Source organism: Citrobacter sp. Ce006, from assembly GCF_030336535.1.
Lineage (GTDB): Bacteria > Pseudomonadota > Gammaproteobacteria > Enterobacterales > Enterobacteriaceae > Citrobacter > Citrobacter europaeus.
On record NZ_JAOWDO010000072.1, the window covers coordinates 589966 to 616866 of the forward strand.

At 51.3% G+C, this 26901-nt stretch carries 26 protein-coding genes; 13 read left to right on the plus strand and 13 right to left on the minus strand.

Features of this window, described 5'->3' with window-relative positions; all coding sequences use genetic code 11:
* Positions 1–5: 5 nt before the first annotated feature.
* Positions 6–650: a 3-oxo-tetronate 4-phosphate decarboxylase gene (gene otnC, locus OGV94_RS17110; RefSeq protein ID WP_075144971.1), complete on the minus strand. Its 645-nt coding sequence runs from the start codon at positions 648–650 to the stop codon at positions 6–8.
* The gene (gene otnK, locus OGV94_RS17115) at positions 647–1903 is read right to left on the minus strand and encodes a 3-oxo-tetronate kinase (RefSeq protein ID WP_286523854.1); all 1257 of its coding nucleotides are present in this window, start codon (positions 1901–1903) and stop codon (positions 647–649) included. Before otnK ends, otnC begins: the two co-directional genes overlap by 4 nt.
* Before the next feature lie 371 nt (positions 1904–2274).
* Between otnK and OGV94_RS17120 the strand changes: the two genes are divergently transcribed.
* Positions 2275–3168 carry a PocR ligand-binding domain-containing protein gene (locus tag OGV94_RS17120; RefSeq protein ID WP_047412561.1) on the plus strand — a complete coding sequence of 298 codons (894 nt, stop codon included), beginning with the start codon at positions 2275–2277 and terminating at the stop codon, positions 3166–3168.
* Here OGV94_RS17120 and cobA read toward each other — a convergent pair.
* Positions 3147–3935: a uroporphyrinogen-III C-methyltransferase gene (gene cobA, locus OGV94_RS17125; protein ID WP_075144969.1), complete on the minus strand. Its 789-nt coding sequence runs from the start codon at positions 3933–3935 to the stop codon at positions 3147–3149. The genes OGV94_RS17120 and cobA overlap by 22 nt on opposite strands.
* A 405-nt stretch (positions 3936–4340) precedes the next feature.
* Here cobA and OGV94_RS17130 point away from each other — a divergent pair, with 405 nt between their 5' ends.
* Positions 4341–5243: a LysR family transcriptional regulator gene (locus tag OGV94_RS17130; RefSeq protein WP_043015635.1), complete on the plus strand. Its 903-nt coding sequence runs from the start codon at positions 4341–4343 to the stop codon at positions 5241–5243.
* Between the two features lie 73 nt (positions 5244–5316).
* On the opposite strand, the gene cobO is transcribed toward OGV94_RS17130, so the two are convergent.
* From cobO to glmS, 10 genes are all read right to left on the minus strand, one after another.
* The gene (gene cobO, locus OGV94_RS17135) at positions 5317–5919 is read right to left on the minus strand and encodes a cob(I)yrinic acid a,c-diamide adenosyltransferase (protein WP_043015636.1); all 603 of its coding nucleotides are present in this window, start codon (positions 5917–5919) and stop codon (positions 5317–5319) included.
* A gap of 9 nt (positions 5920–5928) precedes the next feature.
* Positions 5929–7581 (minus strand): class I fumarate hydratase, encoded by a 1653-nt coding sequence (locus tag OGV94_RS17140; RefSeq protein WP_286523856.1) that lies wholly within the window; start codon positions 7579–7581, stop codon positions 5929–5931.
* 93 nt (positions 7582–7674) lie between these two features.
* Positions 7675–8676 (minus strand): glutaminase A, encoded by a 1002-nt coding sequence (glsA, locus tag OGV94_RS17145; protein WP_075144968.1) that lies wholly within the window; start codon positions 8674–8676, stop codon positions 7675–7677.
* A 125-nt stretch (positions 8677–8801) separates the two neighbouring features.
* Entirely contained in the window at positions 8802–10106 is a 1305-nt protein-coding gene (locus tag OGV94_RS17150; RefSeq protein WP_016152302.1) for a dicarboxylate/amino acid:cation symporter, read from the minus strand.
* A gap of 168 nt (positions 10107–10274) precedes the next feature.
* Complete coding sequence (locus OGV94_RS17155; RefSeq protein WP_043015639.1) at positions 10275–10592, minus strand: DUF4387 domain-containing protein; 318 nt, start codon at positions 10590–10592, stop codon at positions 10275–10277.
* Entirely contained in the window at positions 10589–11959 is a 1371-nt protein-coding gene (locus OGV94_RS17160) for an acyclic terpene utilization AtuA family protein (protein WP_047412553.1), read from the minus strand. The genes OGV94_RS17155 and OGV94_RS17160 overlap by 4 nt, the downstream gene beginning before the upstream one ends.
* Positions 11960–11962: 3 nt before the next feature.
* Positions 11963–13204 carry a methylaspartate ammonia-lyase gene (locus OGV94_RS17165; protein WP_043015641.1) on the minus strand — a complete coding sequence of 414 codons (1242 nt, stop codon included), beginning with the start codon at positions 13202–13204 and terminating at the stop codon, positions 11963–11965.
* The gene (locus OGV94_RS17170) at positions 13204–14649 is read right to left on the minus strand and encodes a methylaspartate mutase subunit E (RefSeq protein WP_003022957.1); all 1446 of its coding nucleotides are present in this window, start codon (positions 14647–14649) and stop codon (positions 13204–13206) included. Before OGV94_RS17170 ends, OGV94_RS17165 begins: the two co-directional genes overlap by 1 nt.
* A gap of 18 nt (positions 14650–14667) precedes the next feature.
* Entirely contained in the window at positions 14668–16056 is a 1389-nt protein-coding gene (gene glmL, locus OGV94_RS17175; RefSeq protein ID WP_043015642.1) for a methylaspartate mutase accessory protein GlmL, read from the minus strand.
* Positions 16056–16505 (minus strand): methylaspartate mutase subunit S, encoded by a 450-nt coding sequence (glmS, locus tag OGV94_RS17180; RefSeq protein WP_003022963.1) that lies wholly within the window; start codon positions 16503–16505, stop codon positions 16056–16058. The genes glmL and glmS overlap by 1 nt, the downstream gene beginning before the upstream one ends.
* Before the next feature lie 1218 nt (positions 16506–17723).
* Here glmS and cydA point away from each other — a divergent pair.
* The 11 genes from cydA (at position 17724) to cpoB (ending at position 26762) form a co-directional block, all read left to right on the plus strand.
* Positions 17724–19292, plus strand: a complete 1569-nt coding sequence (gene cydA / locus OGV94_RS17185; protein ID WP_003022965.1) for a cytochrome ubiquinol oxidase subunit I — start codon at positions 17724–17726, stop codon at positions 19290–19292.
* Between the two features lie 15 nt (positions 19293–19307).
* On the plus strand, positions 19308–20447 hold the full coding sequence (gene cydB, locus OGV94_RS17190) for a cytochrome d ubiquinol oxidase subunit II (protein WP_043015643.1): 1140 nt from the start codon (positions 19308–19310) through the stop codon (positions 20445–20447).
* Between the two features lie 14 nt (positions 20448–20461).
* On the plus strand, positions 20462–20575 hold the full coding sequence (gene cydX / locus OGV94_RS17195; protein ID WP_003022970.1) for a cytochrome bd-I oxidase subunit CydX: 114 nt from the start codon (positions 20462–20464) through the stop codon (positions 20573–20575).
* Positions 20575–20868: a cyd operon protein YbgE gene (gene ybgE / locus OGV94_RS17200; protein ID WP_286523858.1), complete on the plus strand. Its 294-nt coding sequence runs from the start codon at positions 20575–20577 to the stop codon at positions 20866–20868. Before cydX ends, ybgE begins: the two co-directional genes overlap by 1 nt.
* 275 nt (positions 20869–21143) lie before the next feature.
* A complete protein-coding gene (gene ybgC / locus OGV94_RS17205) occupies positions 21144–21548 on the plus strand; it encodes a tol-pal system-associated acyl-CoA thioesterase (RefSeq protein ID WP_003831439.1) in 405 nt (134 codons plus the stop codon).
* Complete coding sequence (gene tolQ, locus OGV94_RS17210) at positions 21545–22237, plus strand: Tol-Pal system protein TolQ (protein ID WP_003022976.1); 693 nt, start codon at positions 21545–21547, stop codon at positions 22235–22237. Before ybgC ends, tolQ begins: the two co-directional genes overlap by 4 nt.
* A 3-nt stretch (positions 22238–22240) precedes the next feature.
* Positions 22241–22669 (plus strand): colicin uptake protein TolR, encoded by a 429-nt coding sequence (gene tolR / locus OGV94_RS17215; protein ID WP_003022978.1) that lies wholly within the window; start codon positions 22241–22243, stop codon positions 22667–22669.
* A 64-nt stretch (positions 22670–22733) separates the two neighbouring features.
* The gene (gene tolA / locus OGV94_RS17220) at positions 22734–23990 is read left to right on the plus strand and encodes a cell envelope integrity protein TolA (RefSeq protein ID WP_043015645.1); all 1257 of its coding nucleotides are present in this window, start codon (positions 22734–22736) and stop codon (positions 23988–23990) included.
* Positions 23991–24118: 128 nt separating this feature from the next.
* Positions 24119–25411, plus strand: coding sequence for a Tol-Pal system beta propeller repeat protein TolB (gene tolB, locus OGV94_RS17225; RefSeq protein ID WP_003022981.1), 1293 nt, complete (start codon positions 24119–24121; stop codon positions 25409–25411).
* Positions 25412–25445: 34 nt separating this feature from the next.
* Complete coding sequence (gene pal, locus OGV94_RS17230) at positions 25446–25964, plus strand: peptidoglycan-associated lipoprotein Pal (protein WP_003022983.1); 519 nt, start codon at positions 25446–25448, stop codon at positions 25962–25964.
* 9 nt (positions 25965–25973) lie between these two features.
* Positions 25974–26762 (plus strand): cell division protein CpoB, encoded by a 789-nt coding sequence (cpoB, locus tag OGV94_RS17235; RefSeq protein WP_043015646.1) that lies wholly within the window; start codon positions 25974–25976, stop codon positions 26760–26762.
* Positions 26763–26901: the final 139 nt, after the last annotated feature.

Below are 26901 nucleotides of genomic sequence, written 5' to 3' on the forward strand. Positions count from 1 at the left end.
TCACCTCACGCTTGTCGGGAATGTTCAAGTTCGGCCACCGCCTCTTCTGAGAGCGGAACATAGCCGAGCGGTTTTAACGTCAGCCAGATGCGGGCGCTGTCTTCCAGCTCTTCGGCGTTAAACACTGCCTCACGCAGCGAGCGACCGCTTACTACCGGCCCGTGGTTGGCCAGCAGCGCTGCCGTATGGTCTGCTGCAATTTCACTCAGCGCGCTGGCAATACCTTCATGGCCTGGCTTGAAATAAGGCAGCAGCGGCAACTGCCCGACGCGCATCACGTAGTACGGCGTTAATGGCGGCAGACAGTTTTCCGGCGTGGTGCACGGCAGGCAGGAGAGCGCGGTCAGCCATGGAGAATGCAGGTGCACGACAGCGCCGCAGGATGGGCGATGCCGATACCACGCCAGATGCATGGGCACCTCTTTTGAGGGTTTGTCACCGCTGAGATGAACGCCGTTGGCATCAAGCCGACTTAGCGTGGCCGGATTAAGCTCGCCCAGACAGGAGTTGGTCGGGGTCACCAGATAGCCGCCATCCGGCAGTTTGGCGCTGAGATTGCCGGAACCGCCGCTACTGTAGCCGCGCATAAACAGGGAACGGCCATAATGGACGAGTAGTTCGCGCAGTTGGTGTTCACTCACCGGATTCATAATGCGTACTCCTGGGCAGTAAAAAAGAAATCTTCGTCACCAAAGTTGCCTGACTTCAGCGCCAGCGCCAGACCGGAAGAAAAGACCCACGGCACGCCTGGCGCGATGGCTTTGCCAACGGAAAGACGCTTCACCTGCAAGGCTTCCACCACGGTGCCGGATGTTTCTCCGCCTGCGACAATAAAGGTGTTTACACCTGCAGCCTGTAGCCTGGCGCTCAGTCGGGCAAAAGTGTGTTCGATTGCCTGGCTGGCAGCCTGTTCGCCGTACTCCTGTTGAATGCGTGTGAGTACGTCTGGCGGTTGGGTGGCGTATATCATCGGCGCGAATGGGTCGTTGATATGCGTCATCGTCCAGGCACACAGTTCATCGGTGTAGCGTTCTGCATCAGACAGGCAGCGAGCGACATCGAGTACTCGAGATGCTGCCGCGGCCTTATAACGAGTAACCTGACGATTGCTCATCGCCGAGCAACTACCGGAGAACACCACCGTTTTGGCAGGCAGTGGAAAAGCGTCCGACGGCTGAGGTTGCTGACCTCTGGCGCAGGCGGCCAGCGCGCCGCCAAGCCCGGAGCCCCCGGCTAACAGAGGACTGGCATGGAGTGCTTGCGCCAGCGTGTTGAGATCTGCTTCATCCAGCGTATCGACGATAATGTGACGCATACCTTCAGCCTGAAGTTGGGCCAGAGCGTTAGTGACCGCTTCCACACCTTGATGCAGCGTCCTGAGGTTGATGCAGCCAACCGCGCCTGGCGTTTGCGCGCTCAGCAGGCGCGGCAGGCTGGCATCGGTCATGGGATTGAGCGGATGCTTTTCCATTCCGGACTCGTTAAGCAGTACGCCGTTTACAAAAAGATGGCCGTGCACCACCGTGCGCCCGTTTTGCGGCAGGGCGGGGCAGTGGACGATCACAGGAGTCTGCAGGTCGTTCATCAACGCATCGCTGACTGGTCCAATGTTGCCTGTTGGCGTGGAGTCAAACGTTGAACAATATTTAAAATAGATCTGGCGGACGCCTGCCTTTTGTTTCAGCCAGCGGGCACAGGACAGAGACTGTGCGACGGCCTGTTCTGCGGGTAAAGAGCGACTTTTTAGCGAGATGACGATAGCGTCAACCTCTTCATTCCAGCATTGAGCGGGATCAGGCATTCCAGGCAATAGCGCAACGCGCCACCCCTGCTGCGCCATAAAGCTTGCAATGTCCGTTGCGCCGGTGAAATCGTCGGCGATAACGCCTGTGGTGACGGCCATGGATCAACTCCGTTCAGATTGTTTGCTAATTGAACATATTATTCAGGAGGGCCTTTCACATTCACATGATGATTATCACAAATAAGCACATCATTGATTCACAGTAAAAATGAGTAATCTATTGAAAATAATAGAGATAGATGTTGAGTGTTGCGAAAAGAGTCTCACAAGAGAGTGTGAAGATTCGTTAATCTTTGAGAAAGTGAAGTCAGCGGTGTGCAACGGAGTATTATCGTGGTCGCATAATTCTCTTGCCGATTGATCATAATCATCTGCATAAATGAGATTATTTTTTGCGGTGAGCATCATTCTTTCTTGAGACTAAATTTTGCATATTAGCGACTTTAATATTGTTAATGCCGGAGGATAACGTGCCGCTGAAAATCCAGGATGACTATTTACAACGTTTTTTCTCTATCGCAGAACTCTTCTCCCGTGCAACCGGGTTAGCTACGGTCGTCGTTGATATTAATGGTAAGGCGGTGTCTAAGTGTCATAATTTTAATTCGTTTTGCTCATTAATGCGTGCGGATGAACGCTATCGAGCGGGTTGCCAAAAATGCGACAAGTATTGTGCTTTTGAGGCGTTAAAACAGCTTAAACCCAAAGTACTCACCTGTCATGCGGGACTAAGCCTGTTCTCGATGCCATTAATTCGAGAGGGGCATCTTTACGGTTTTATTATCTGCGGGCAGGTGCGGGTAAAGTTTCAGGAATATAAAGCTATCGTTATTGATAATAAATTCTCATGGGTTGATAACCCCATGCTTAAAGCTGAGTGGGGCCAGTCTGCGGTAGTAGATAATAATGCGCTGGCGGCAGCAGCAAATTTGTTAAGTTTTATTGTTGATAATTTTGAGAAAGAACAGTTGATTACTGAGGAGATTTCAGTTCCGCCAACCCGTTACGCTCGTCATTATTTTACTGAACCTTCGCGTCACGAGAAAAAACTTATGGCGGCGCTGCGTTACATTGATGAAAATCTGTATGGTGAATTGTCTTTGGAAGCCGTCGCTGCTCATGTTTGCTTAAGCGCAAACTATTTCAGCCGGTTTTTCAAGAAACGCCAGGGCGTTAATTTTAAAACCTGGGTAAGTCAGAAAAGAATGCAAAAAGCGGGGGAGTTATTACACGATCCGGTTCATTCTATAGACAGTATTGCGCGGAAACTGCAATACGCACAAACCAGCTACTTTTGCCGCGTTTTTCGGGCGGCGCATCAAACGTCGCCCCAGTCTTTTCGTCACGCCAGACTTTCGCAGTAAAGGTTTTCTGGCAGTGTGATGGCTTCAGGTATAAAAGAGAGCCGATCGCTCAGGGTCACTACATCACCGATGACAATCAGCGCCGGTGGAAGGATGTTCGCTTCCTGAGCTTTACTCAGTAATGAACCGAGCGTACAGGTCAGGCGGCGTTGATTTTCTCGGGTCGCGGACATAATTAGCGCGGCGGGCGTGTCTGCTGATTTCCCACCCATCAACAGCTCTTCACAGATAAACGCCAGATTGGCGATACCCATGACGATGACCAACGTACCGTTAAGCTTCGCCAGTTGACGCCAGTCCTGCTGCTGATTGCCTTCCCGTGTGTGACCCGTTACCACGTGAAAGCCGGAGGCAAAATCGCGATGTGTCACTGGGATCCCGGCATAGGTCAGGCCACCAATAGTAGAACTAATACCCGGTACGACTTCGAAAGGGATGCCAGTCTCAACCAGGTCCTCTACCTCTTCAGCCCCGCGGCCAAAAACATAGGGATCACCACCTTTGAGGCGCACGATGTTGTGATGCGTGTGGGCATACTGGACCAGCAGGGCATTGATTTCATCCTGGGGAACACAATGGAAGCCTGGGTTTTTGCCGACATTCACGAGCAGGCAATCAGGTAATGCCCATTCCAAAATTTTAGGATTGACCAGCCGATCGTAAATAATGACGTCAGCCTGTTTAATGCACATCATCGCTTTGAGAGTCAGTAATGAAATATCACCGGGACCTGCTCCAACGAGCCAGACCTTTCCGAAAGTTTTCACAGTGTGTCCTTTATCACGTCTATCAAAAAGTGGCAGAAACTACATCAAGGAATGATTAAAAGCAGTCGTTTGCCCGTAAGTTATAACGTGAAATTATCCAGAATTATCGCATGGATAATATTGATTAATCTCGCAAAGTTTTTTCTGCAATAAACAAGATGACTTGAAAAATTATTAAGAACTTATTGGCACTATTTACTTAGGTTTAACCTTATTTAAATTGTGTTTATTGTTGTGCTTGAGTATTATTGGTTAATATTTATCCGCCATCAGTGTGAGTAAATCATGGATTGGATCAATGACATCAATGGATAAAATAAAATATAACTCTCGATGCTTATCTGGGTGTCTTGAATTATTTTTTATTTATTAAACTATTTTTGTACGCTGCATATGGAAGAGGTTATGAGAGGAAAAATACCCAAGACGGAGTTGCTGGTAACTTTTGAAGTGGTTGCGCGTCACGAAAGTTATACCCGGGCAGCCGAAGAGTTGGCTTTAACACAAAGTGCTGTTTTCCGCCAGGTGAATGCGCTGGAGGATTTTCTTAATACCGCGCTATTTAATCATGCGAAAAAACGTATTTTTTTAAATGCGGCCGGCAAACATTATTTAAATATCGTTAAGGAAACGTTAAATAAGCTCGAGCGCGATACGACCACAATAATGACCTGGCAGCCGACCGTACAGGTTATTGAGCTGGCGGTGAATCCGACGTTCAGTACGCACTGGCTGATCCCAAACCTGCGCGAGTTTAACAAACTCAATCCAGATATTATCGTAAACATCCATTCGCTGGCGAATAAGGGTGATTTTCTCAATCGTGAGTATGACGCGGCAATTATGCGCGAAGACTTCTACTCGCCGTGGTCAGGGGTTGAGTATCTGTTTGAAGAGGAAATTCTGCCGGTATGCAGCCGCTGTCTGCTGGCCGAACCGGAACGGAAACTGGCTGTTGAAGAGCTGCTGAATGAATACCCGCTCTTGCACCAGAGCACACGAATCAAAGGCTGGCAGGAATGGTTTGCGCTGTCCGACGTCAGCAGCCCGCTGGTCAATAAAGGCCCGAGATTTGATCTGTTGTCGATGCTGATTGCCGCGGTCCGTTCTAATCTTGGGGTTGCGCTGCTTCCCCGTTTTGCCATTCAGCACGATCTGGATAGTGGTGATATGGTCATTCCTTGTGATGTTCCGATGCGCACCGGGAACCGTTTCATCATGACGTGGCGTGAAGAGAAATCGGAGTCCGCGCATTTACAGATCTTCCGCGACTGGCTGTTGAATAAATCCGTGGTATCGGCTGCCTGATGGTGGCTTATCAGGCCTACAAGATTGGTAGGCCGGATAAGACGCCTTAGCATCGTCTCCGGCAAAAGAACAACTACCAGTCGATCCCAACCTGTGCTTGAATTCCACTGTCAAACGCGTGCTTGACCGGGCGAATTTCACTGACCGTATCGGCCAGCTCCAGCAACAGCGCATGGCATCCGCGCCCGGTAACGATGACGCTTTGCTCCGCAGGGCGATTTTCGATAGCGCTGATGACCTCCTGGGTATCCAGATAGTGGTAAGCCAGCATGTAGGTGAGCTCATCCAGCACCACCAGATCGTACTGCGCATCAGCCAGCATGCGCTTACTTTCCTGCCAGACTACCGTCGCCGCCTCAATATCCGCTTGCCGATTTTGGGTTTCCCAGGTAAATCCGGTGCCCATAATATGAAATTCGACGCCGAGAGGTTGCAGCGTGTTGTACTCGCCATTATCCCACTGGCCCTTAATAAACTGCGCGATGCCAACGGTTTTTCCGTGACCAACCGCGCGTGTTGCTGTGCCAAAGGCTGCGGTGGATTTGCCTTTACCGTTGCCAGTGAAGACAATCAGGATCCCTTTTTTCTCCGTTGCCGCCGCCACGCGGGTATCAACTTGTTCTTTCAGTTTCTGCTGACGCTGGCGGTGCCTGTCATTATTGGCTCGCGCTTCCATGATGACTCCTTAATGTCCTGCCGGACAGGTTGCGCAGCGATGCTGCTGTTCAAACTGGCTAAAGAAATTATTGCCTTTGTCATCCACCAATACGAAGGCAGGCATATTTTTAACTTCCATCATCCACACCGCTTCCATTCCCAGCTCTGGATACTCAAGGCACTGCAGGCTTTTCACGTACTGCTGAGCCAGCAGGGCTGCGGCACCGCCAATGCTGCCGAGGCTAAATCCACCGTGTTTGTGGCAGGCATCAGTGACCTGCTGGCTGCGGTTACCCTTGGTGAGCATAATGAGGCTGCCGCCTTGCGCCTGGAAAGCATCGACATACCCATCCATACGCCCGCCGGTGGTGGGACCCATTGAGCCACAGGCCTGATTTTCCGGGGTTTTGGCGGGACCTGCGTAATAAACGATATGCTTTTTCATGTATTCCGGCATCGGTTCGCCGTTATCCAGTCGCGCTTTGATGTTAGCGTGGGCGATATCGCGAGCGACAACAATCGGGCCGCTTAACGACAAACGCGTGCCTATTGGCAGGGTGGAGAGATCATGCAGGATCTCGCGCAGCGGACGATTCAGATCCAGTTGTACGGTCTGGGCACCGTTTTCTACTCGCTGTGAATCAGGAATGAATTTGCCCGGATTATGCTCGAGTTTCTCCAGCCAGATTCCGTGTTTGTTAATTTTGGCCTTGATGTTGCGGTCGGCTGAGCAGGAGAGGGCCATCGCGATAGGGCAGGATCCGCCGTGACGTGGCAGGCGAATAACCCGGATATCGTGGGCAAAGTATTTGCCGCCAAACTGCGCGCCGATGCCAAATTCACGGCTGGCATTGAGCAGCTCGGCTTCCAGTGCTGTATCGCGGAATGCCTGACCCAGTTCGTTGCCGCTGGTGGGCAGGTTATCGTAATATTTGGTTGAAGCCAGTTTGGCAACCTTGAGCGCCTGGTCGGCGGACAAGCCGCCAACGACGAAAGCGATGTGATACGGCGGGCAGGCGGCTGTGCCCAGTGATTTCATTTTTTCGATCAGAAACGCGGTGAGTTTTTCCGGCTGCAGAATGGATTTTGTTTCCTGGTACAGCGCCGCTTTGTTGGCAGAGCCACCGCCTTTGTTGACGAACAGGAAACGGTATTCGTTGCCCGGCGTGGCGCTAATGTCGATTTGTGCCGGCAGGTTAGTCTGGGTATTGACCTCGGTATACATGTCCAGCGGGGCATTTTGCGAATAACGCAGGTTGTTTTCGATGAAGGTGGTGTACACGCCTTTGCTTAATGCTTCTGCGTCATCGCCGCCAGTCCAGACATGTTGTCCTTTGCAGGCCACAATGGTTGCTGTCCCGGTATCCTGACAGTTGGGCAGGACGCCTTTGGCCGAAACTTCAGCATTGCGGAGCAGTTGTAATGCGACGTACTTATCGTTACTGCTGGCCTGAGGGTCGTGCAGAATGCTGGCAATTTGTTTTAAATGTCCGGCGCGCAGGAAAAATGAAGCCTCATAAAACGCCTGCTGTGCTAATAAGGTTAACGCTTCTGGCGCAACCTTAATCACTTCCTCTCCGTCTAACTCCGAGACCGTTACGTGCAGGTTACTCAGTAATTCATATTCTGTATTATCTTTACTCTGAACAAAGAGTTCCTGCCAGACAAATGGTTTAGACATGTTTACTTCTCACCTCTTCATTTTTGCCGCATCACGGCGTAAATAAATGCGCTACTCGTAGGCCGGATAAGCGAAGCGTCATCCGGCATCAAGTTATTTTGCTAAAAAGACATTGGCCTGCGTCGCTTCAGCAACGTATTCGATTGTTTTCTGGGCGCGAACGCTGTTACCGGCTTCATCCAGCGGCGGAGAATAGACGGCAATCGCATATTCCCCCGGGACAATGGCCACCATTCCGCCGCCGACGCCGCTTTTCGCCGGGATGCCAACGGTGTACAGCCATTTACCGCTGCCGTCGTACAGTCCGGCAATCGCCATTTCTGCCAGCACCTGTGGAACATATTTTTCATTCAACAACTGCTTGCCGTTGAATGGAGATTTGCCTTTGTTCGCCAGTACAGCACCCATTTTGGCCAGTTGCTCAACGGTGATATCTACCGAGCACTGGCGGGTATAAATTTCGACGGCTTCGTCAGTGTTGCCATAGAAGCTGTTATAGGATTCCATCAGCTTCGCCAGCGCCTGATTGTGCTGGTTGGTTTCCATCTCGGATTGGAAAACCGGCTCGTTAACCGTGAGTTTGGCATCGGCCCAGACGTTCAGGTTGTCGAGGATTTTGTTCCAGCGATCGGTTTTGTCTTTGGCTTCAATCAGGCTTACGGCGCTCATCGCCCCGGCGTTAACCAGCGGGTTCTCTGGCGCGCCTTTGGTTAGCTCAACCGCTAAACCGGAGTTGAAAGGCATGCCGGTGGCATTGGCCCCGAGTTTATCCAGCACGACCTGAGGACCGTGCTGTTCCATGGCGAGCGCCATGGTGAAGACTTTACTCAGGGATTCCATTGGGAAGGGTTTGTTAACATCGCCAACCTGATAGATCTTGCCGTCCACCGTGGCAATGGTGATGGCAAAATTATTCGGGCTGTAGGTCGCCAGGGCAGGGATGTAGTCGGCGACTTTACCATCGTTGTTACTTTTATATTTTTGATGTGCCTGGTCGATAAGCTTTGCGTAATCCGGCGTGGTTTGCGCGAGAGTCGTTGCGCTAAACAAAACGCTGAAGGAAAAAATACTCACGCCGAGAAGAGTTTTAGTCATGGTGCTTTCCTGTTGGTGTGCTCATCTTGGTGCCGGATGGCGGCGTACCGCCTTATCCGGCCTACGGATAGTTAAACGTTATGTAGGCCGGATAAGCGCAAGCGCCATCCGGCATTAACGTAGTATCAGGACAAAGCGACTTCTGTTTCGGTAACCGGGCGTTCCTGCTCCGGGGTCTTCACTGGCGCTGTTCCACGGCAACCCTGGCCGAAGTGTTCACCTTCCCAACGGCCCACGATGGCAGCACCCATTGCGTTACTCATGACGTTGGTGGCGGAACGACCCATATCGAGGAACGGATCGACGCCCATCAGCAGGATCAGACCGGCTTCCGGGATATTGAACTGATTCAGGGTTGCGGCGATAACCACCATGGATGCACGCGGTACGCCCGCCATCCCTTTAGAGGTCAGCATCAGGATTAACAGCATGGTAATTTGCTCGCCCATGCTCAGTTCGATGTTGCACGCCTGGGCAATAAAGACGGTAGCAAAGGAGCAGTACGCCATGGATCCGACCAGGTTAAAGGAGTAACCGATAGGCAGAACGAAGCTGGCGATTTTTGAAGAAACACCGAATTTTTCCAGCTTGTCCAGCGTGCCCGGGAAGGCGGCTTCAGAACTGGAGGTCGTAAAGGCCAGCAGCGCCGGCTCGAGGATTGATTTCGTTAAACGTGCGATGCAAGGCCCGACTATCATAGTTGACAGGCCAATCAGGATCGCCCACAGCATACCCAGCGTCAGGTAGAACTCACCCATAAAGATCCCGGCGCTGACCATCACGCCCAGACCACGTTCGGCAATCAGACCTGAAATAGCGGCAAAAACGGTCAGTGGCGCAAACAGCATGACGTAGCCAGTCAGTTTCAGCATGACGTGCACCAGTGAATCCAGAACCTTCACAATCGGTTCGGCTTTTTCACCAATTGCGGCCAGGCTGCAACCGAGGAAAATTGAGAACACCACGATCTGCAGAATTTCGTTACGCGCCATTGCGTCGACAATACTGGTCGGCACTGCGTGCGAGATGAACACTTTCAGCGTAAACGGCTCTGATTTAACGGCGGCAACAGCTCCGACGTCATGCGGAACAAAGTTGATGCCAGCGCCTGGCTGGAAAATATTAACGATAACCAGACCCAGTGCAATTGACACCAGAGAGGCGCAAATAAACAGGAAGAAGGTTTTCGAAAATATACGTCCCAGCGTTTTGGCATCGCCCATTTTGGCAATACCAACAACCAGAGTTGAAATAACCAATGGCGCGATAATCATTTTCACCATGCGTAAAAATATAGTGGTGAAAATGGAAATATCTGCTGCATAGGATTTTGCTGTTTCAGCCGCGGCCATATTATTTATGGCCACCCCGGCAATCATGCCGAGTATCAGGCCTAATATGATCATCTTCGTTAAACTTATTTTCTTCATGTGTACTCCATCGGATAAAGGCTGGTAATTGGAATTGTGTAGGGTGGTGCGCGCCTGAGCCTGGACAGCAGCTCAGACGCACGCCTGTTGTGACCAACCGCATGAATAATTCGAAGCACTGTGATACCGCTGAATTCTGTGCTCCAATGGTTGTTATTGTGTTTTTTGTTACAAGTCGAACTCAATACTTAATAATGGGGCGTGTTGCTGCGCACCATAAACATCATTGTCACCAACGTTGCCGGAAATAATATCGCGCGGCATGACTATTTTTACGGCATTCGCCGGATCGAACCACACGATATTATGAATAAAGTCTGGTTCAACGTTATATAAACCGGCAATCAGCTGCGGCGTTAATTGCTCGCAGGCTTTTACCCGCTGATAGTCTTCCCTGGTTTTAAATAAAATATCTAAAACCAGTTCGTACGGTCCGGCGTTTTTGGAGCGAATAACCTGCGCCAGTGAACAAATTGAGTGTTTCATGCCTGAACTCCTTCTGGCGTCACCTGTTCAATGTGGAAATCAAAACGCAGCGCATCGCTCGCTTCAATCAGGTGATAGATCGAGAACTCATACACCGGTCCACTTTGAATATCAGATGGCGAGAACGGGAAGGCGAGGTTGCCCGCAGTCGCAATACGATTTTCATAGCCGTAATGCAGCAGGGTAGAGCGCACCAGCGAGCAAACGCTGTTGGCGATATCCTGCGTCGGCGCAACGACATCCAGTAAAATCCCCAGTTCATGACCGGCGGTTTTCATTGGTTCATGGTTGCCCATCACGCCGTTCTTACCATACAGGTGGAACGTCATGCGGATACTGTCGTCATTCAGTGAGAGGTTACGCGCAACGCTTGCCTGTACCTCTTCGAGAATGGTGTCAATCCCGGCAATCATAATCGGGTCGCGCGTTCCGGCGATGGTCAGGCAGCGGAAGCCAACCTGACGCGCGCCTTCCAGTTTCAATGCATACGGTGTTTCTTCATGACGTGAACCGCTGACATACACCTCACCCTCGTTAACCTGGGTAAAGGTGCACGCTTTCAGGTTTAGTACGCCGCCTGGTCCTGGCAGGAAGTACGGATCGGACTTCTCATACAGCGTGTGCGCCGCCGCGGACGTTTCTGTGAACTTACGCTTGGGATTGAACGCCTTCAGCGTAAAGCCGTTGTCGTCAATGATCCCCATCGCACAATCTGAGCCAGAGCCTGGGGTGGCAGCAATGGCAGCACACTCAAGGATCTTACCGCAATGAAGCGCCAGACCTTCATCAAAGCCCTGCATTATCGGCAGCGCGGCGAAGCAGGCGGGATCGTAGGCGCGTCCGCCCAGGACCACCTGCGCGCCAGCTTCTAGCGCACGCTGAAAAGGCTCGACGCCCATCTGCGCGACAATGTAGGTGCTCTCTTCAATTGCCTCGTGAGTTAATTCAGGCACAAAATCGAGCGCAGTAATCTTGCCGTTATCCAGTGCCTGATGGACGATTTCTTTGTCGACATCAGACGGGATCAGCGCCATTGAGAAGGTCAGTTTTTCTTCCTGTGCGATCTCATGGATTATCTGGCGACACCACTCCAGATGCGGAGCTGCGCCAGAACCACCGGCGGTGCCGATCACGACAGGGATGTTGTTCTTAACGCCCGCCACAATCATATAGCGCAGATCGCGTTTCACGCCGGCCCGGTCGGTAAAGGGTTTACCTGCCCCCAGGTAGTGGGGGCCTGGATCGGAGGAACCTGCGTCAACAGCAATAAGATCCGGTGACTCTTCCATGGCTTTACGAAAACTTTCTTCCGGGAAGCCATAACCCAGGATAGCCGTAGGCGATAAGATCTTAAATGTGCGTGCCATCTCTTAATCCTTAGTTTGCAACAACGCGATGGTGCGATTCATCTCGTTAAACACGATGTTGAGACCTTCATCGAAACCCATACCCGGTTTAACCAGCATGCGCATTGGACGCGCGGCAAGTGCCACGTGTACGCAGGTGCGGGCACTGATTTCCGTTTCGTTACAGGTACCGCCCTGATAGGCTTCCATGGCGTGTTTGTTGCAGTACAGCACTGCATCAACAATGTTATGAATGCCGCCAAGATCTGGAGTCTTGATCTGTACCATGTGGCAGCTGCCCGCATCGGTAAAGTCCACGATATCCTGATAGGTGTTACACCATTCGTCGGCGACAATTTTCACGCCGGAACCCAGACGAGTCAGCTCTTTGGTGATGGCGGTCAACATGCGGATCTGATCCGGCTTGTTGCCGGCATCAACCGGACCTTCGATATACAGCGGCAGACCCTGGGCTTCGACTTCCAGGCTGGCGATGTATTCAGCGCAGCGCACCGGATCCATATCGAAGATCAGACCGATCGTGCCGTACACATCAATGTGCAGCGTCGGGTGATAACGTTCGCTGGTGCGCAGGCTTAAGATGCGGTCGGATAACCAACGTACATACTCACGCAGTTTTTCGCCTTTAAAGCCCAGCTTCTCTTCCACGTTGTTGATCAGCGCATGCGGCAGGACGTCCACACCTTTAAGGATCATCTTATCAACGGCGATATAACGGTCGTCGCCGCTCTGACCAAATAATGGAATGGCTTCCGGCACGCACGGCAGTTGCCATTCATCGCAAACCACTTCAGTTTTCAGACGACCGGTAGCCAGCGCCGCAGCGTCGAGCAGCGCCTGAGACAAACCATAGCGGACGGCGGTATGCAGCAGATGACCGTCAATACGCAGTTGGTCAAAGAAACGGGCGTTTGGCAGGAACGCATCAACGTCACGGCCTTCCAGCAGCGGTTTGATGTGATCGTTGAGGAACGGAATAAAGTTTTCAGCCAGGAACAGCGGGTCACGACCGCCTGCGCCTGAATATTGCACCGCTGCGCAATCGCCCACCGCTACCGCGCCATTTTCCAGAATCAGCTGCACGGAAACGCATTCACCCGCCTGACGAACAGAGGTAAATCCAGGCGTTACCGGATCGCCGGTATAGATAAACCCGTCATGACCGGCGCCATTTTTGATGGCCTGCTGATCGTCAAAATAAAATGAGGAGTAGCCAGCGGTGAAAAGGGCCTTTTTGATTTTCATTATGGTCTTCCTATTAATTTACTGTGGGATACGGCGTTGATGTCATCAATGACCATCTGGAAAGAAGGCTTGCGGCCTTCAAAATGTGCGCGCTCTGCGACATAGTCGTGGTGCAGGGCGAGAATATCTTTCGGCAGCGGAACGGCACCGGCTTCAAGAATACGGATTGCGCCTGTGTTATCGCGAACAGGCAGGATCTTACCGGCGTTACAGGCGGCAGGAGCGAAAGGTACATCCAGCACGCCAGCTTCAAAGGCCAGCACCGTGCCGCGCGCAATGTCGCCATTGCCCAGCTCGAAGACTTTTTTCAGTACCGCGCGGACTTCGCTCTTAATCAGATCTACTTCCTGTTCCACGGCAGCGCACTGCGGGAATTTCTGGTCGCTGACCATGTTGAGCATCTGGCGTGACGCTTTCAGGCCCTGAGCGTTAGCTGCTGCTGTTGGGATACCGAACGCTTCGTGCGGGCTTTTGGTGATCACTTTTGTAGCGCCCGACATACCTGCAACCGCTGCGCCCCAGGCGATAACGGAGAAGGCTTTCGCTTCATCTTCCGGGAATCCGCCCATCCACTGGTGGAAAACGGTGCTCAGTTCGTAATCGTCGAAGCCGTGGTTATGGAAGTATTCGTGAGACAGTTCGCGCAGCGCCTGAATAGCGGCGATATCCTGCGTCAGGCTGCCGACCTGGCCGTAGCCGACGGTAATTGACTTCACGCCTTGTTCCAGCGCCAGCAGACCTTCGATAATGGCCACCGAATGGGACATAAACGGCGGGATCAGAGTGCCGGTCAGCGGGCCAAACGGTTCACGGTTGATGCGAATGCCGTTCTCTTCATACAGGCCCATCAGGCGGTCGCAGTACTGCCAGTCGCGGATGGATTTTTCCAGGGTGACGCGTTTAGCGTAAGGGATGTTGTAGGAGATACCGCCGCCTTCGTAGCTGGTAAAGCCACTGGCCATTGCGATTTCTGCCAGCAGGCGCGCATCCGGCGTACCGTGGCGAACCTGGATCGGTTTTTCCAGCGATTCAGTCATCCGGCGGCAGGCAGCTACCCCGTGATTGACGACCGGTAAACCATTCAGTTTGGAAGTACCTGCTTCGATAGATTTCTGGATCCCGACAGCGGCTTCTTCATAGCGGTTCAGACGGGTATAGGCATCGATTGTGCTCGGCAGGAGGTCGCACTCTTCCTGCAATGTTTTGAGTAGCGCAATATGCTCATCCATTAATGCTACGCCTGCGCGCGGCTGGCTCAGGGTTTTTCCTTCCTGATCGGCCTTCAGCAAGGCAAGGGAGAAGCGCTTTTTATCTGGAATTGATTGCTGGTACTTCACACCATCTTCGAAGTTCTCAACGTCTTTGCCGGTTTCCCAGGTTTGTAACACCTGATGCCTTTCGGTCATGAATTCGTCATGGGTCAATTTTTTATTTCGAAGTTCCATTCGTAGCTGCCTTAAGTTTTATAGGGTTAAACACTGAATGCTGGTGCGAGCAGCGGCTTGCGGGTACAGCCTGGCGACGTTTGCCAGTAGCGGGAGCAGGCCATTTGAATCGCGGTAATACTCAAACTGATTCGGTAACAGAATTCTTTTACCCTGGTCGTCCAGCTCCCGGTATTTGAGCCAGTTATGGATATCGAACTGGCTGGCGCGAGAGAGCCATCCCCCTGAACCGACGACTTTGCGTACGGTGGTGAGATCGCGACCCATCTGTAAATCCACGTTACCCACGCAGGTGCAAACCTGCTTTTTAGTGCCCGCGTGGCGCTCAGCGGCATAGCCCACGCACAAACCTGCCAGCAGGGTGTCGAAATATTTCTCCTCCTCGCTGAGTGGCAGGTAATCCGGTTGCCCAACCAGGTGACGCAGGTAGCGGTAAAACGCTTCCTCGCGCTGCGGTTGTTGGGCGAAGATGACTTTCACCATTTCCTGCGTGCTTTCTCCCACCACGACGGCGGAAACGCGCATTCCCAGGTCGCCTTCAACGGTACGTTTAACGAACGGTTCAGGAACACCATGCAGGACGGTATCGGGGGAGAGGGTATTCGCGCTGGCCGAATAGACATCCGTGGTGGCTCCGCCCATATCAATCAGCATGAATTCCTTCCATGCGCTGTCGTAATCGCTAATGGCTTTAACTAACTCATATACCGTCCATGGCGTCGGCATTGGCTCTTCGCCTGTTTCGCCGACAATGACGTCCAGGCCTTTGCCTTTGACAATGCGTGACAAGAACACATCGCAAATCGCCTGGCGCGCAGCAAACGGATTCGGGTGATCGAGGTCTGGCAGAATGTTGTCTACCGTGGTCAGATCCTTATGTCCCAGAATCGTTTGTATTTCGTCCTGAATGTCCCGGTTTCCGGCGTAAATAATGGCGCAATCAAGCTTTGAGCCTGCCAGCGCGTGCGCATTCGCCAGGCCATAGCTTTCTTCGCCACCGTCTGTACCGCCGGTAAACAGCAGAATGTCTGGGGGGGAAGATTCCAGCTCCTGAATGTCATGACGGTTCAGCTTGTACGAATAATATTGCGCGATTTTCGCTCCTGCCGAATGGGCGGTAACTTTGGCCGATTCCAGCGTAATGGAAGGCACCAGCCCCATTGCTGCAACGGCGAGTCCACCTTTGGCCGAAGAAGAGTATTTCAACTGCACTTCACCACTTTTCAGTAACGGGCGAGCATCGGCAACGTTCAGCACCTGATTCAGGCTGGCAAAAAAACCGTCTGCCAGATGATGTGTGGTGGTTGGGGTCAGGACATGGTTTACCAGGGTTAATTCTTCGCCTTCATGGGCGAAGAGGGCAGCCTTGGTCCATGTCGAGCCGATATCGACAGAAACTGTTTGCATCAGATAGCCTCTTCCAGGCAACGCTGCTCAAGGCCATTGTGTTGGTGAATATCATTAGTGATAAGCGCGCAGACATCTTCCAGGTCATGGCTTGGTGCGAAGACGCGGTTAAATCCCATCTCTTTAAACTTCACTTCCACATCAGCGAAGTCATGTTTACCGACGACCAGGTTGCCGCCGACGTACAGCAGAATGTCGCCGAGGCCACGTTCTATGCAGCGCTCACGTAACCCGAGGCAGTCAATGTCGCCGTGACCGTAGATAGAGGACACCACGATGGCATCGGCGCCTGTTTCAATCGCGGCATCAATATATTCATCCTGGCTCACCATCACCCCGAGGTTGATTACGTGAAAATCATGAGCTGTAAAAACGCGATCCAGAACTTTATTACCGACTGCATGGCAGTCAGCACCGATGACGCCAATAACAAGTGTAGATTTCTTCATGGGTAATCCTCTGTAGGGCTGATGGTCAATAAGTGAAAATTGTTTTCTAATATTTAGAACATGGATTGTGGCAACCTCTTAATAGGGTTGGAGTTTCTGTGGAAGCGGAAAAGGAAGCAATTGATCTATTTTCAAAATATCCTGCGCAAAATGATTGTTATATTATTGTTTTATAAAATCACTTTACTATCAGTGTCTTATGATTTGTTTTTGCGATGATTTTTAATTTGTTAGGAAATTGGGTAATAAATAACTTGCCATGTTTGTGATCGAAATCTTATTTTGTTGCGCGCCTCGTTTATGCACCATTTTTAATAATTTAAAAAATCACATTTACTAAATAACTTGTGAACGGGATAACGGTTTTTTATTTTTTAATCTTATATGTCATAATTATCTTTTGTTAAATTTAGGATAAAAATGATAATGAATTGTTTGTGGCATATTTAAACATTGCCATATAAGAGAAGAAGAGAGGTGAATGATAACTTTAAGTGATGATTTAAGCGGAACGGCTGCGCTCTGCGGGAGAACGCCAAACGCAATGCGTCTGTCAATGAGCTACGCTTTCGCTTCAATTTGAGATAGTTACATCTTGGTGTTAATTATAAGTGAAATTTAAATGAACAATTTGTATGAAATAACATATCCATGACTTGCTAAACAAAAAACTGTGAGCTACCCAGCAATAGTGACTCTTTATCTGCGGACAATTTTGTCAGCCAGGCGAGTTAAAAGATCGTGTAGATTTAAATAAATAACCTATCATTTGTAGTAACGGCAATTACTCATTGAAAAACATGTTGTTAACATGATGTTCACTAGTCATCTTACTGCTAAACACTATTAACATTAAATTTGAAAATTGATTTAAATCAATGTTTAAAACTTGGTAAACGGCATCAAAAGAGGTTAAATTGCTGCAGATCAAATTGGTCTGAAGGTAGTAAATTAGCTATAAATTGATCACTATCGAAAAATGCAAATTTACCTCGATAAAAACCTGTTTATTGTAAGGATTTTACGGCGTAATATAATTGCGGGATCAATTTGAGTGTTTTATTAACATGTTTGTAACCTTTCATCATTGTCCTTTCTTCAAATGAGAGGAAAGGGCAGCGGCGGGGGGAAGCAGATAAATTTGTATTGGGGCATGCGTGTGACCCTTTCTAACGGGGTTCACTCTCGGAGTCTTCATGCGATGAGCAAGGAGTCATGATGTTAGATATAGTCGAACTGTCGCGCTTACAGTTTGCCTTGACCGCGATGTACCACTTCCTGTTTGTGCCACTGACGCTCGGTATGGCGTTCTTGCTGGCCATCATGGAAACGGTCTACGTCCTTTCCGGCAAACAGATTTATAAAGATATGACCAAGTTCTGGGGCAAGTTGTTTGGTATCAACTTCGCTCTGGGTGTGGCAACCGGTCTGACCATGGAGTTCCAGTTCGGGACTAACTGGTCCTACTACTCCCACTATGTAGGGGATATTTTCGGTGCGCCGCTGGCGATCGAAGGTTTGATGGCCTTCTTCCTCGAATCCACCTTTGTAGGTCTGTTCTTCTTCGGCTGGGACCGTTTGGGTAAAGTCCAGCATATGTGCGTCACCTGGCTGGTAGCTCTGGGTTCTAACCTGTCCGCGCTGTGGATTCTGGTTGCGAACGGCTGGATGCAAAACCCAATCGCCGCGGATTTCAATTTCGAAACCATGCGTATGGAGATGCTGAGCTTCTCTGAACTGGTGCTCAACCCGGTTGCACAGGTGAAATTTGTTCACACTGTGGCATCTGGTTATGTCTGTGGCGCGATGTTCGTTCTGGGGATCAGCTCCTACTATATGCTGCGCGGTCGTGACTTCGCGTTCGCTAAACGTTCTTTTGCCATCGCCGCCAGCTTTGGTATGGCTGCAATTCTGTCTGTTATCGTTCTGGGTGATGAATCCGGTTACGAAATGGGCGACGTGCAGAAAACCAAACTCGCTGCGATTGAAGCAGAATGGGAAACTCAGCCTGCACCGGCTTCCTTTACGCTGTTCGGTATTCCGGACCAGGATGCGCAGGAAAACCATTTTGCGATTCAAATTCCTTATGCGCTGGGCATCATTGCCACCCGCTCTGTTGATACACCGGTCATTGGTCTGAAAGATCTGATGGTGCAGCACGAAGAGCGCATCCGTAACGGGATGAAAGCGTATCAACTGCTGGAAGAGCTGCGTGCTGGTACGACCGATCAGGCCGTTCGCGATCAGTTCAACAGCATGAAGAAAGACCTGGGTTATGGTCTGCTGCTGAAACGCTATACGGATAACGTCACCGACGCGACCGAAGCGCAAATTCAGCAGGCAACGAAAGATTCTATTCCTCGCGTTGCGCCGCTGTACTTCGCATTCCGTATCATGGTGGCATGCGGCATTCTGATGCTGGCAATCATCGCTGTGTCCTTCTGGACCGTACTTCGTAACCGTATCGGTGAGAAAAAATGGCTGCTGCGCACTGCGCTGTATGCGATTCCTCTGCCGTGGATTGCGATCGAATCCGGTTGGTTTGTCGCAGAGTACGGTCGTCAACCGTGGGCGATTGGTGAAGTATTACCAACAGCCGTAGCGAACTCTTCGCTGACCGCTGGCGACCTCATCTTCTCGATGCTGTTGATTTGCGGCCTGTATACCCTGTTCCTGGTGGCTGAACTGTATCTGATGTTCAAGTTCGCACGCCTTGGGCCGAGTAGCCTGAAAACCGGTCGTTATCACTACGAGCAGTCCACTGTGACTTCTCAGCCGGCACGCTAAGACAGGAGTCGTCAAATGATCGATTATGAAGTATTGCGTTTTATCTGGTGGCTGCTGGTTGGCATTCTGCTGATTGGTTTCGCGGTCACTGATGGCTTCGACATGGGGGTGGGCATGCTCACCCGTTTCCTCGGTCGTAATGATACCGAGCGTCGAATTATGATTAACTCCATCGCCCCACACTGGGACGGTAACCAGGTTTGGCTCATCACCGCAGGCGGCGCACTGTTCGCAGCCTGGCCGATGGTGTATGCCGCTGCGTTCTCCGGCTTCTATGTGGCGATGATTCTGGTACTGGCGTCGTTGTTCTTCCGTCCGGTCGGTTTTGATTACCGCTCCAAGATTGAAGACATGCGCTGGCGCAACATGTGGGACTGGGGCATCTTCATTGGTAGCTTCGTTCCACCGCTGGTTATTGGCGTGGCATTCGGCAACCTGCTGCAAGGGGTTCCGTTCCACGTAGACGACTACATGCGTCTGTACTACACCGGTAACTTCTTCCAGTTGCTGAATCCGTTTGGTCTGCTGGCGGGTGTCGTGAGTGTTGGGATGATCATCACCCAGGGCGCGACCTATCTGCAGATGCGTACGGTAGGTGAGCTGCATCTGCGTGCACGTGCAACTTCGCAGGTTGCGGCACTGGTGACTCTGGTCTGCTTCGCGCTGGCCGGTGTATGGGTGATTTACGGTATTGACGGTTATGTTGTGACCTCCGCACTGGATCACCATGCCGCCTCTAACCCGCTGACCAAAGAAGTGGCTCGCGAGGCTGGCGCATGGATGGTGAACTTTAACAATGCACCTATTCTGTGGCTGGTTCCTGCACTGGGCGTCGTTCTGCCGCTGTTGACTATCCTGACTTCTCGTATGGAGAAAGGGGCATGGGCGTTCGTCTTCTCCTCACTGACGTTAGCCTGCATCATCCTGACTGCCGGTATCGCAATGTTCCCGTTTGTGATGCCATCCAGCACCATGATGAACGCAAGCCTGACTATGTGGGATGCCACCTCCAGCCAGCTTACATTGAACCTGATGACCTGGGTCGCGGCGGTGTTTGTACCGATCATTCTGTTGTACACCGGCTGGTGCTACTGGAAGATGTTCGGTCGCATCACTAAAGAAGATATTGAAAGCAACACCCACTCTCTGTACTAAGTAAGGAGCTTAAAATGTGGTATTTCGCATGGATTTTGGGAACGCTTCTTGCCTGTGCATTTGGGATAATCACAGCGCTGGCGCTTGAGCACGTTGAATCAGGCAAAGCCGGACAAGAAGATAGCTGATGACCAACATTATCGCGATGGTATACAACGCGATGGACAAGCGCCCCCTGCGGGCGCTTTCCTTTGTGCTGGCAATCGTGTTGGCTGGCTGCATATTCTGGGATCCGTCACGTTTTGCGGCCAAAACCAGTGAGCTTGAAATCTGGCATGGTTTCCTGCTGATGTGGGCGGTCTGCGCAGGCATTATTCACGGCGTTGGCTTCCGTCCTCGTGCCGTACACTGGCAGGGTATCTTCTGCCCGCTGATCGCGGATATCGTCCTCATTGTTGGAGTGTTTTTCTTCTTCTTTTGAATAAGAAACATCCTTAAATATTTATGGGCTTGCATAAGCCCATAATTTTTTACTCTCCGTTTACTTTCCCCCATTCCAAAGCACCATTCCCGCGCGTATAGTAGCGAAGTTTGAAAGCACTAACCTTTTGTTGCATTACCGGGATGTACAGTGAAGACAGCGCGATATACAACGACATTCTTGATGCATCGCGGCGGCAAGAACGCGAGTCACCAGGCGCTTACCAGGGTAAGCAACTGGTGTGAGTGGGCGAAGCCAACAAAGAGGCAGTAGGAATGAATAAGTATATGTTTCGATGGCCGGTTCGTGTCTACTATGAAGATACCGATGCCGGTGGGGTGGTTTACCACGCCAGCTACGTCGCTTTTTATGAAAGAGCTCGTACAGAGATGCTGCGTCATCATCACTTCAGTCAGCAGGTCCTGTTGGCCGAACGTGTAGCCTTTGTGGTGCGCAAGATGACCCTCGAGTATTTTGCGCCTGCCCGGCTCGACGATATGCTCGAAGTTCAAACCGAAATTACGTCAATGCGTGGCACCTCATTGGTTTTCACGCAACGCATTGTCAACGCAGAGAACACCGTGCTGAATGAAGCCGAAGTTCTGATCGTTTGCGTTGATCCACTCAAAATGAAGCCTCGTGCGCTTCCCAAGTCTATTGTCGCGGAGTTTAAGCAGTGACTGACATGAATATCCTTGATTTGTTCCTGAAGGCAAGCCTTCTGGTTAAACTTATCATGTTGATTTTGATTGGTTTCTCAATCGCATCCTGGGCCATTATTATCCAGCGGACCCGTATTCTTAATGCTGCTTCACGTGAAGCCGAAGCATTTGAAGACAAGTTCTGGTCTGGTATTGAATTGTCGCGTCTGTATCAGGAAAGCCAGGGGCGTCGTGATAATCTGGCGGGCTCAGAGCAAATTTTCTATAGCGGATTCAAAGAGTTTGCGCGTCTGCATCGGGCGAATAGCCACGCGCCGGAAGCGGTCGTTGAAGGGGCATCCCGTGCGATGCGTATCTCGATGAACCGTGAACTGGAAACGCTGGAAACGCATATTCCATTCCTCGGCACCGTCGGCTCCATCAGCCCGTATATCGGTCTGTTCGGTACCGTTTGGGGGATCATGCACGCATTTATCGCGCTGGGCGCGGTAAAACAGGCTACGCTGCAAATGGTCGCGCCGGGTATCGCGGAAGCGTTGATCGCCACGGCTATCGGTCTGTTTGCGGCAATCCCGGCGGTTATGGCTTACAACCGACTGAATCAGCGCGTGAACAAGCTGGAACTGAATTACGACAACTTTATGGAAGAGTTCACCGCGATTCTGCACCGCCAGGCGTTTACCGTTAGCGAGAGCAACAAGGGGTAAGCCATGGCCAGAACGCGTGGACGAGGTCGTCGCGAACTCAAGTCCGAAATCAATATTGTACCGCTGCTCGACGTACTGCTGGTGCTGTTGCTGATCTTTATGGCAACCGCGCCGATCATTACGCAGAGTGTGGAAGTCGACCTGCCGGATGCGACCGAATCGCAAGCCGTCAGCAGTAACGACGAACCGCCGGTCATTATTGAGGTTTCCGGTATTGGGCAATACAGCGTGGTCGTTGAGAAAGACAGGATGGATCAACTGCCGCCGGAGCAGGTTATCGCGGAAGCGAAAAGCCGCCTGCAGACCAATCCGAAAACGGTCTTTTTAATCGGTGGTGCGAAAGACGTGCCTTATGATGAAATAATTAAAGCGCTGAACTTGTTACACAGTGCAGGCGTAAAATCGGTTGGCTTGATGACGCAGCCAATCTGATGACCGCGTTTTGCTGGCTTGAAAGATAGCGCGTAACAGGCGAACAGTTTTTTGGGAACCGAGAGTGTCAAAGGCAACCGAACAAAACGACAAGCTCAAAAGGGCGATAATTATTTCAGCGGTGCTGCATGTCATTTTATTTGCAGTACTGATCTGGAGTTCGTTCGATGAGCACATTGATGCTTCAGCTGGCGGCGGTGGCGGTTCGTCCATCGACGCCGTTATGGTCGATCCTGGCGCCGTTGTGCAACAGTACGACAGGCAGCAGCAGCAGCAGGCAAGTGCGAAACGTGCAGAAGAACAGCGTGAAAAACAGGCGCAGCAGCAAGCTGAGGAACTTCGCGAGAAGCAGGCGGCTGAGCAAGAGCGACTGAAGCAGCTGGAAAAAGAACGTTTAGCCGCGCAGGAAAAAGTGCGCGAACAGGCGGAACAGCAAAAGCAGGCCGAAGCCGCCGCCGCGAAAGCGCAAGAGCAACAGAAACAGGCTGAAGAAGCTGCGGCGAAGGCTGCTGCAGATGCGAAGGCCAAAGCTGATGCTCAGGCGAAACAAGCGGCAGATGCTGCGAAGAAAGCCGCTGCGGACGCACAGAAAAAAGCTGAGGCTGAAGCTGCTAAAGCCGCCGCTGATGCGAAGAAAGCTGCAGAAGCACAAGCTGCTAAGGCAGCAGCAGACGCTGCGAAGAAAGCGCAGGCTGAGGCCGCTAAGCAAGCTGCAGCCGAGAAAGCTGCCGCTGAGAAAGCAGAAAAAGCCGCCGCCGCGAAAGCTGCCGCTGCTGAAAAAGCGGCGGCTGATAAGAAAGCCGCGGCTGAAAAAGCAGCTGCAGATAAAAAAGCTGCAGCCGAGAAAGCCGCTGCCGATAAGAAAGCTGCGGCTGATAAAGCGGCTGCTGCGAAAAAGGCTGCGGCCGAAAAAGCCGCAGCAGCCTCTGGCGTTGACGACTTGTTGGGTGACCTAAGCTCCGGTAAGAATGCACCGAAATCGGGTGGTGGAGCGAAAGGAAGCGGTCAACCGGCGAAAGATAGTGGTACAAGTGGTGCTAATGGCGGTGCTTCTGGCGCTGATATCAGTGCTTACGCATCTCAAATTCGTAATGCGATCCAGAGTCGTCTGTATGGTGCCGATTTGTATGCAGGTAAATCTTGTGTATTACATATCAAGTTAGCACCCGATGGTCTGTTACTGGATGTGACCGAAGAGGGCGGCGATCCGGCATTGTGCCAGGCTGCGCTGACGGCTGCGAAAACAGCCAGAATTCCTAAACCGCCTAGCCAGGCTGTTTATGAAAAAGTAAAAGATGCCAAACTGGACTTTAAACTGTAATAACGCCCCCTGAGAATTCAGGAGAAACGGTCTAAGGTTGAGACAGAGTTCTGGTAGTTTTGTGTATTTGAGTTTGTTAACATTCTGCTAAATTATCGTGGGCTTTCCGTCCAGATAAGGGAGATATGATGAAGCAGGCATTACGAGTAGCATTTGGTTTTCTGATGCTGTGGGCAGCGGTGCTGCACGCAGAAGTACGTATCGAGATCACCCAGGGGGTGGACTCGGCACGCCCGATTGGTGTTGTCCCCTTCCAGTGGGCAGGGCCGGGTGCTGCACCTGAAGATATCGGTGGCATCGTAGGCGCTGACCTGCGTAACAGCGGTAAATTTAATCCGTTAGACCGCTCTCGTCTGCCTCAGCAGCCGGGTACCGCGCAGGAAGTTCAACCTGCCGCATGGTCTGCGCTGGGTATTGATGCCGTGGTCGTCGGTCAGGTTACACCGAATCCGGATGGTTCCTACAGCGTCGCTTATCAACTGGTAGATACCGGTGGCGCGCCGGGTACCGTACTGGCGCAGAATACTTATAAAGTGAACAAGCAGTGGCTGCGTTATGCGGGCCATACGGCCAGTGACGAAGTGTTTGAAAAACTGACCGGTATTAAAGGTGCATTCCGTACCCGTATCGCTTATGTTGTTCAGACTAACGGCGGTCAGTTCCCGTACGAATTACGTGTGTCTGACTACGATGGTTACAACCAGTTCGTGGTACACCGTTCTCCGCAGCCGCTGATGTCACCGGCGTGGTCTCCGGACGGTTCAAAACTGGCATACGTCACTTTCGAAAGCGGTCGTTCTGCACTGGTTATTCAGACGTTGTCTAATGGCGCGGTTCGTCAGGTAGCGTCGTTCCCACGTCACAACGGTGCACCTGCGTTTTCTCCGGATGGCAGCAAACTGGCGTTTGCCCTGTCTAAAACCGGTAGCCTGAACCTGTATGTCATGGACATTGGTTCCGGTCAGATCCGTCAGGTTACGGATGGTCGTAGTAACAACACGGAACCTACCTGGTTCCCGGACAGCCAAAACCTGGCCTTTACCTCTGACCAGGCCGGTCGTCCGCAGGTATATAAAGTTAACGTCAACGGCGGTGCTCCGCAGCGTATTACCTGGGAAGGTTCGCAAAACCAGGATGCAGATGTGAGCAGCGACGGTAAGTTTATGGTAATGGTAAGCTCTGCCAATGGTCAGCAGCACATTGCCAAACAAGATCTGGTAGCGGGTGGCGTACAAGTCCTGTCGTCAACGTTCCTGGATGAAACGCCAAGTCTGGCACCTAACGGCACTATGGTAATCTACAGCTCTTCTCAGGGGATGGGATCCGTGCTGAATTTGGTTTCTACAGATGGGCGTTTCAAAGCGCGTCTTCCGGCAACTGATGGTCAGGTTAAATTCCCTGCCTGGTCGCCGTATCTGTGATAATAAATAATTGATTAATAAAGGAATCATTGAAATGCAACTGAACAAAGTGCTGAAAGGGCTGATGATTGCTCTGCCTGTTATGGCTATTGCAGCGTGTTCTTCTAACAAGAACGCCAGCAATGACGGCAGCGAAGGCATGCTGGGTGCCGGCACTGGTATGGATGCAAACGGCAGCGGCAACATGTCTTCTGAAGAGCAAGCGCGTCTTCAGATGCAACAGCTGCAGCAGAACAACATCGTTTACTTCGATCTGGACAAGTACGATATCCGTTCTGACTTCGCTGCAATGCTGGATGCTCACGCTAACTTCCTGCGTAGCAACCCGTCTTACAAAGTCACCGTAGAAGGTCATGCGGACGAACGTGGTACGCCTGAGTACAACATCTCCCTGGGTGAGCGTCGTGCGAACGCCGTTAAGATGTACCTGCAGGGTAAAGGCGTTTCTGCTGACCAGATCTCCATCGTTTCTTACGGTAAAGAAAAACCTGCAGTACTGGGTCATGACGAAGCGGCTTACGCCAAAAACCGTCGCGCCGTACTGGTTTACTAAGAGAATTGCATGAGCAGTAACTTCAGACATCATCTGTTGAGTCTGTCGTTACTGGTTGGCATAGCGGCCCCCTGGGCCGCTTTTGCACAGGCGCCAATCAGTAGTGTCGGCTCTGGCTCGGTCGAAGACCGTGTCACTCAACTCGAGCGTATTTCTAACGCTCACAGTCAGCTTTTAACCCAACTCCAGCAACAACTCTCCGATAATCAGTCCGATATTGATTCCCTGCGTGGTCAAATTCAGGAAAATCAGTATCAACTGAATCAGGTTGTTGAGCGCCAGAAGCAAATATTGCTGCAGATGAATAATCTTGGCAGCGGTAGTGCGCCTGCGGCACAGTCTACGAGTGGCGATCAGAGTGGGGCGGTAACTCCTACACCTGATGCGGGAGCTGCGGCAACGTCAGGGGCTCCCGTGCAAACTGGCGATGCGAATACCGATTACAATGCAGCAATTGCCCTGGTACAGGATAAATCCCGCCAGGATGACGCGATTGAAGCATTCCAGAACTTCATCAAAAAGTACCCAGACTCTACTTACCTGCCAAATGCGAATTACTGGCTGGGTCAGTTGAATTACAACAAGGGTAAAAAGGATGATGCTGCGTTCTATTTTGCTTCGGTAGTTAAAAACTTCCCAAAATCACCTAAGGCTGCAGACGCGATGTATAAAGTCGGCGTTATCATGCAGGACAAAGGTGACACAGCAAAAGCTAAAGCGGTTTATCAGCAGGTTATCACTAAATATCCTGGCACTGATGGCGCGAAACAAGCGCAAAAACGCCTTGGCGCGATGTAATGACCACCATGCGACCAGAAATCGTGTTATTTCTGGTCGTGTCGTGTGATTCCTAAGCAGTTGAGTTATTTACATCGAAATTTTTGTTGCGCTAAAATCTGAAATCAGTAATATATGCCGCCGTTGCCAAGGGATATCA

Bases quoted from the DNA above. Each gene is read 5' to 3' on its own strand.
- OGV94_RS17150 (WP_016152302.1), bottom strand. From the start codon at position 10,106: ATGAAGAAAATAAGTTTAACGAAGATGATCATATTAGGCCTGATACTC.
- cydX (WP_003022970.1), top strand. From the start codon at position 20,462: ATGTGGTATTTCGCATGGATTTTGGGAACGCTTCTTGCCTGTGCATTT.
- cpoB (WP_043015646.1), top strand. From the start codon at position 25,974: ATGAGCAGTAACTTCAGACATCATCTGTTGAGTCTGTCGTTACTGGTT.
- OGV94_RS17155 (WP_043015639.1), bottom strand. From the start codon at position 10,592: ATGAAACACTCAATTTGTTCACTGGCGCAGGTTATTCGCTCCAAAAAC.
- glmS (WP_003022963.1), bottom strand. From the start codon at position 16,505: ATGAAGAAATCTACACTTGTTATTGGCGTCATCGGTGCTGACTGCCAT.
- OGV94_RS17165 (WP_043015641.1), bottom strand. From the start codon at position 13,204: ATGAAAATCAAAAAGGCCCTTTTCACCGCTGGCTACTCCTCATTTTAT.
- otnK (WP_286523854.1), bottom strand. From the start codon at position 1,903: ATGGCCGTCACCACAGGCGTTATCGCCGACGATTTCACCGGCGCAACG.
- tolB (WP_003022981.1), top strand. From the start codon at position 24,119: ATGAAGCAGGCATTACGAGTAGCATTTGGTTTTCTGATGCTGTGGGCA.
- pal (WP_003022983.1), top strand. From the start codon at position 25,446: ATGCAACTGAACAAAGTGCTGAAAGGGCTGATGATTGCTCTGCCTGTT.
- OGV94_RS17160 (WP_047412553.1), bottom strand. From the start codon at position 11,959: ATGGCACGCACATTTAAGATCTTATCGCCTACGGCTATCCTGGGTTAT.
- glmL (WP_043015642.1), bottom strand. From the start codon at position 16,056: ATGCAAACAGTTTCTGTCGATATCGGCTCGACATGGACCAAGGCTGCC.
- cydB (WP_043015643.1), top strand. From the start codon at position 19,308: ATGATCGATTATGAAGTATTGCGTTTTATCTGGTGGCTGCTGGTTGGC.
- glsA (WP_075144968.1), bottom strand. From the start codon at position 8,676: ATGACTAAAACTCTTCTCGGCGTGAGTATTTTTTCCTTCAGCGTTTTG.
- ybgE (WP_286523858.1), top strand. From the start codon at position 20,575: ATGACCAACATTATCGCGATGGTATACAACGCGATGGACAAGCGCCCC.
- cydA (WP_003022965.1), top strand. From the start codon at position 17,724: ATGTTAGATATAGTCGAACTGTCGCGCTTACAGTTTGCCTTGACCGCG.
- OGV94_RS17130 (WP_043015635.1), top strand. From the start codon at position 4,341: ATGAGAGGAAAAATACCCAAGACGGAGTTGCTGGTAACTTTTGAAGTG.
- cobO (WP_043015636.1), bottom strand. From the start codon at position 5,919: ATGGAAGCGCGAGCCAATAATGACAGGCACCGCCAGCGTCAGCAGAAA.
- tolR (WP_003022978.1), top strand. From the start codon at position 22,241: ATGGCCAGAACGCGTGGACGAGGTCGTCGCGAACTCAAGTCCGAAATC.
- OGV94_RS17170 (WP_003022957.1), bottom strand. From the start codon at position 14,649: ATGGAACTTCGAAATAAAAAATTGACCCATGACGAATTCATGACCGAA.
- otnC (WP_075144971.1), bottom strand. From the start codon at position 650: ATGAATCCGGTGAGTGAACACCAACTGCGCGAACTACTCGTCCATTAT.
- OGV94_RS17140 (WP_286523856.1), bottom strand. From the start codon at position 7,581: ATGTCTAAACCATTTGTCTGGCAGGAACTCTTTGTTCAGAGTAAAGAT.
- ybgC (WP_003831439.1), top strand. From the start codon at position 21,144: ATGAATAAGTATATGTTTCGATGGCCGGTTCGTGTCTACTATGAAGAT.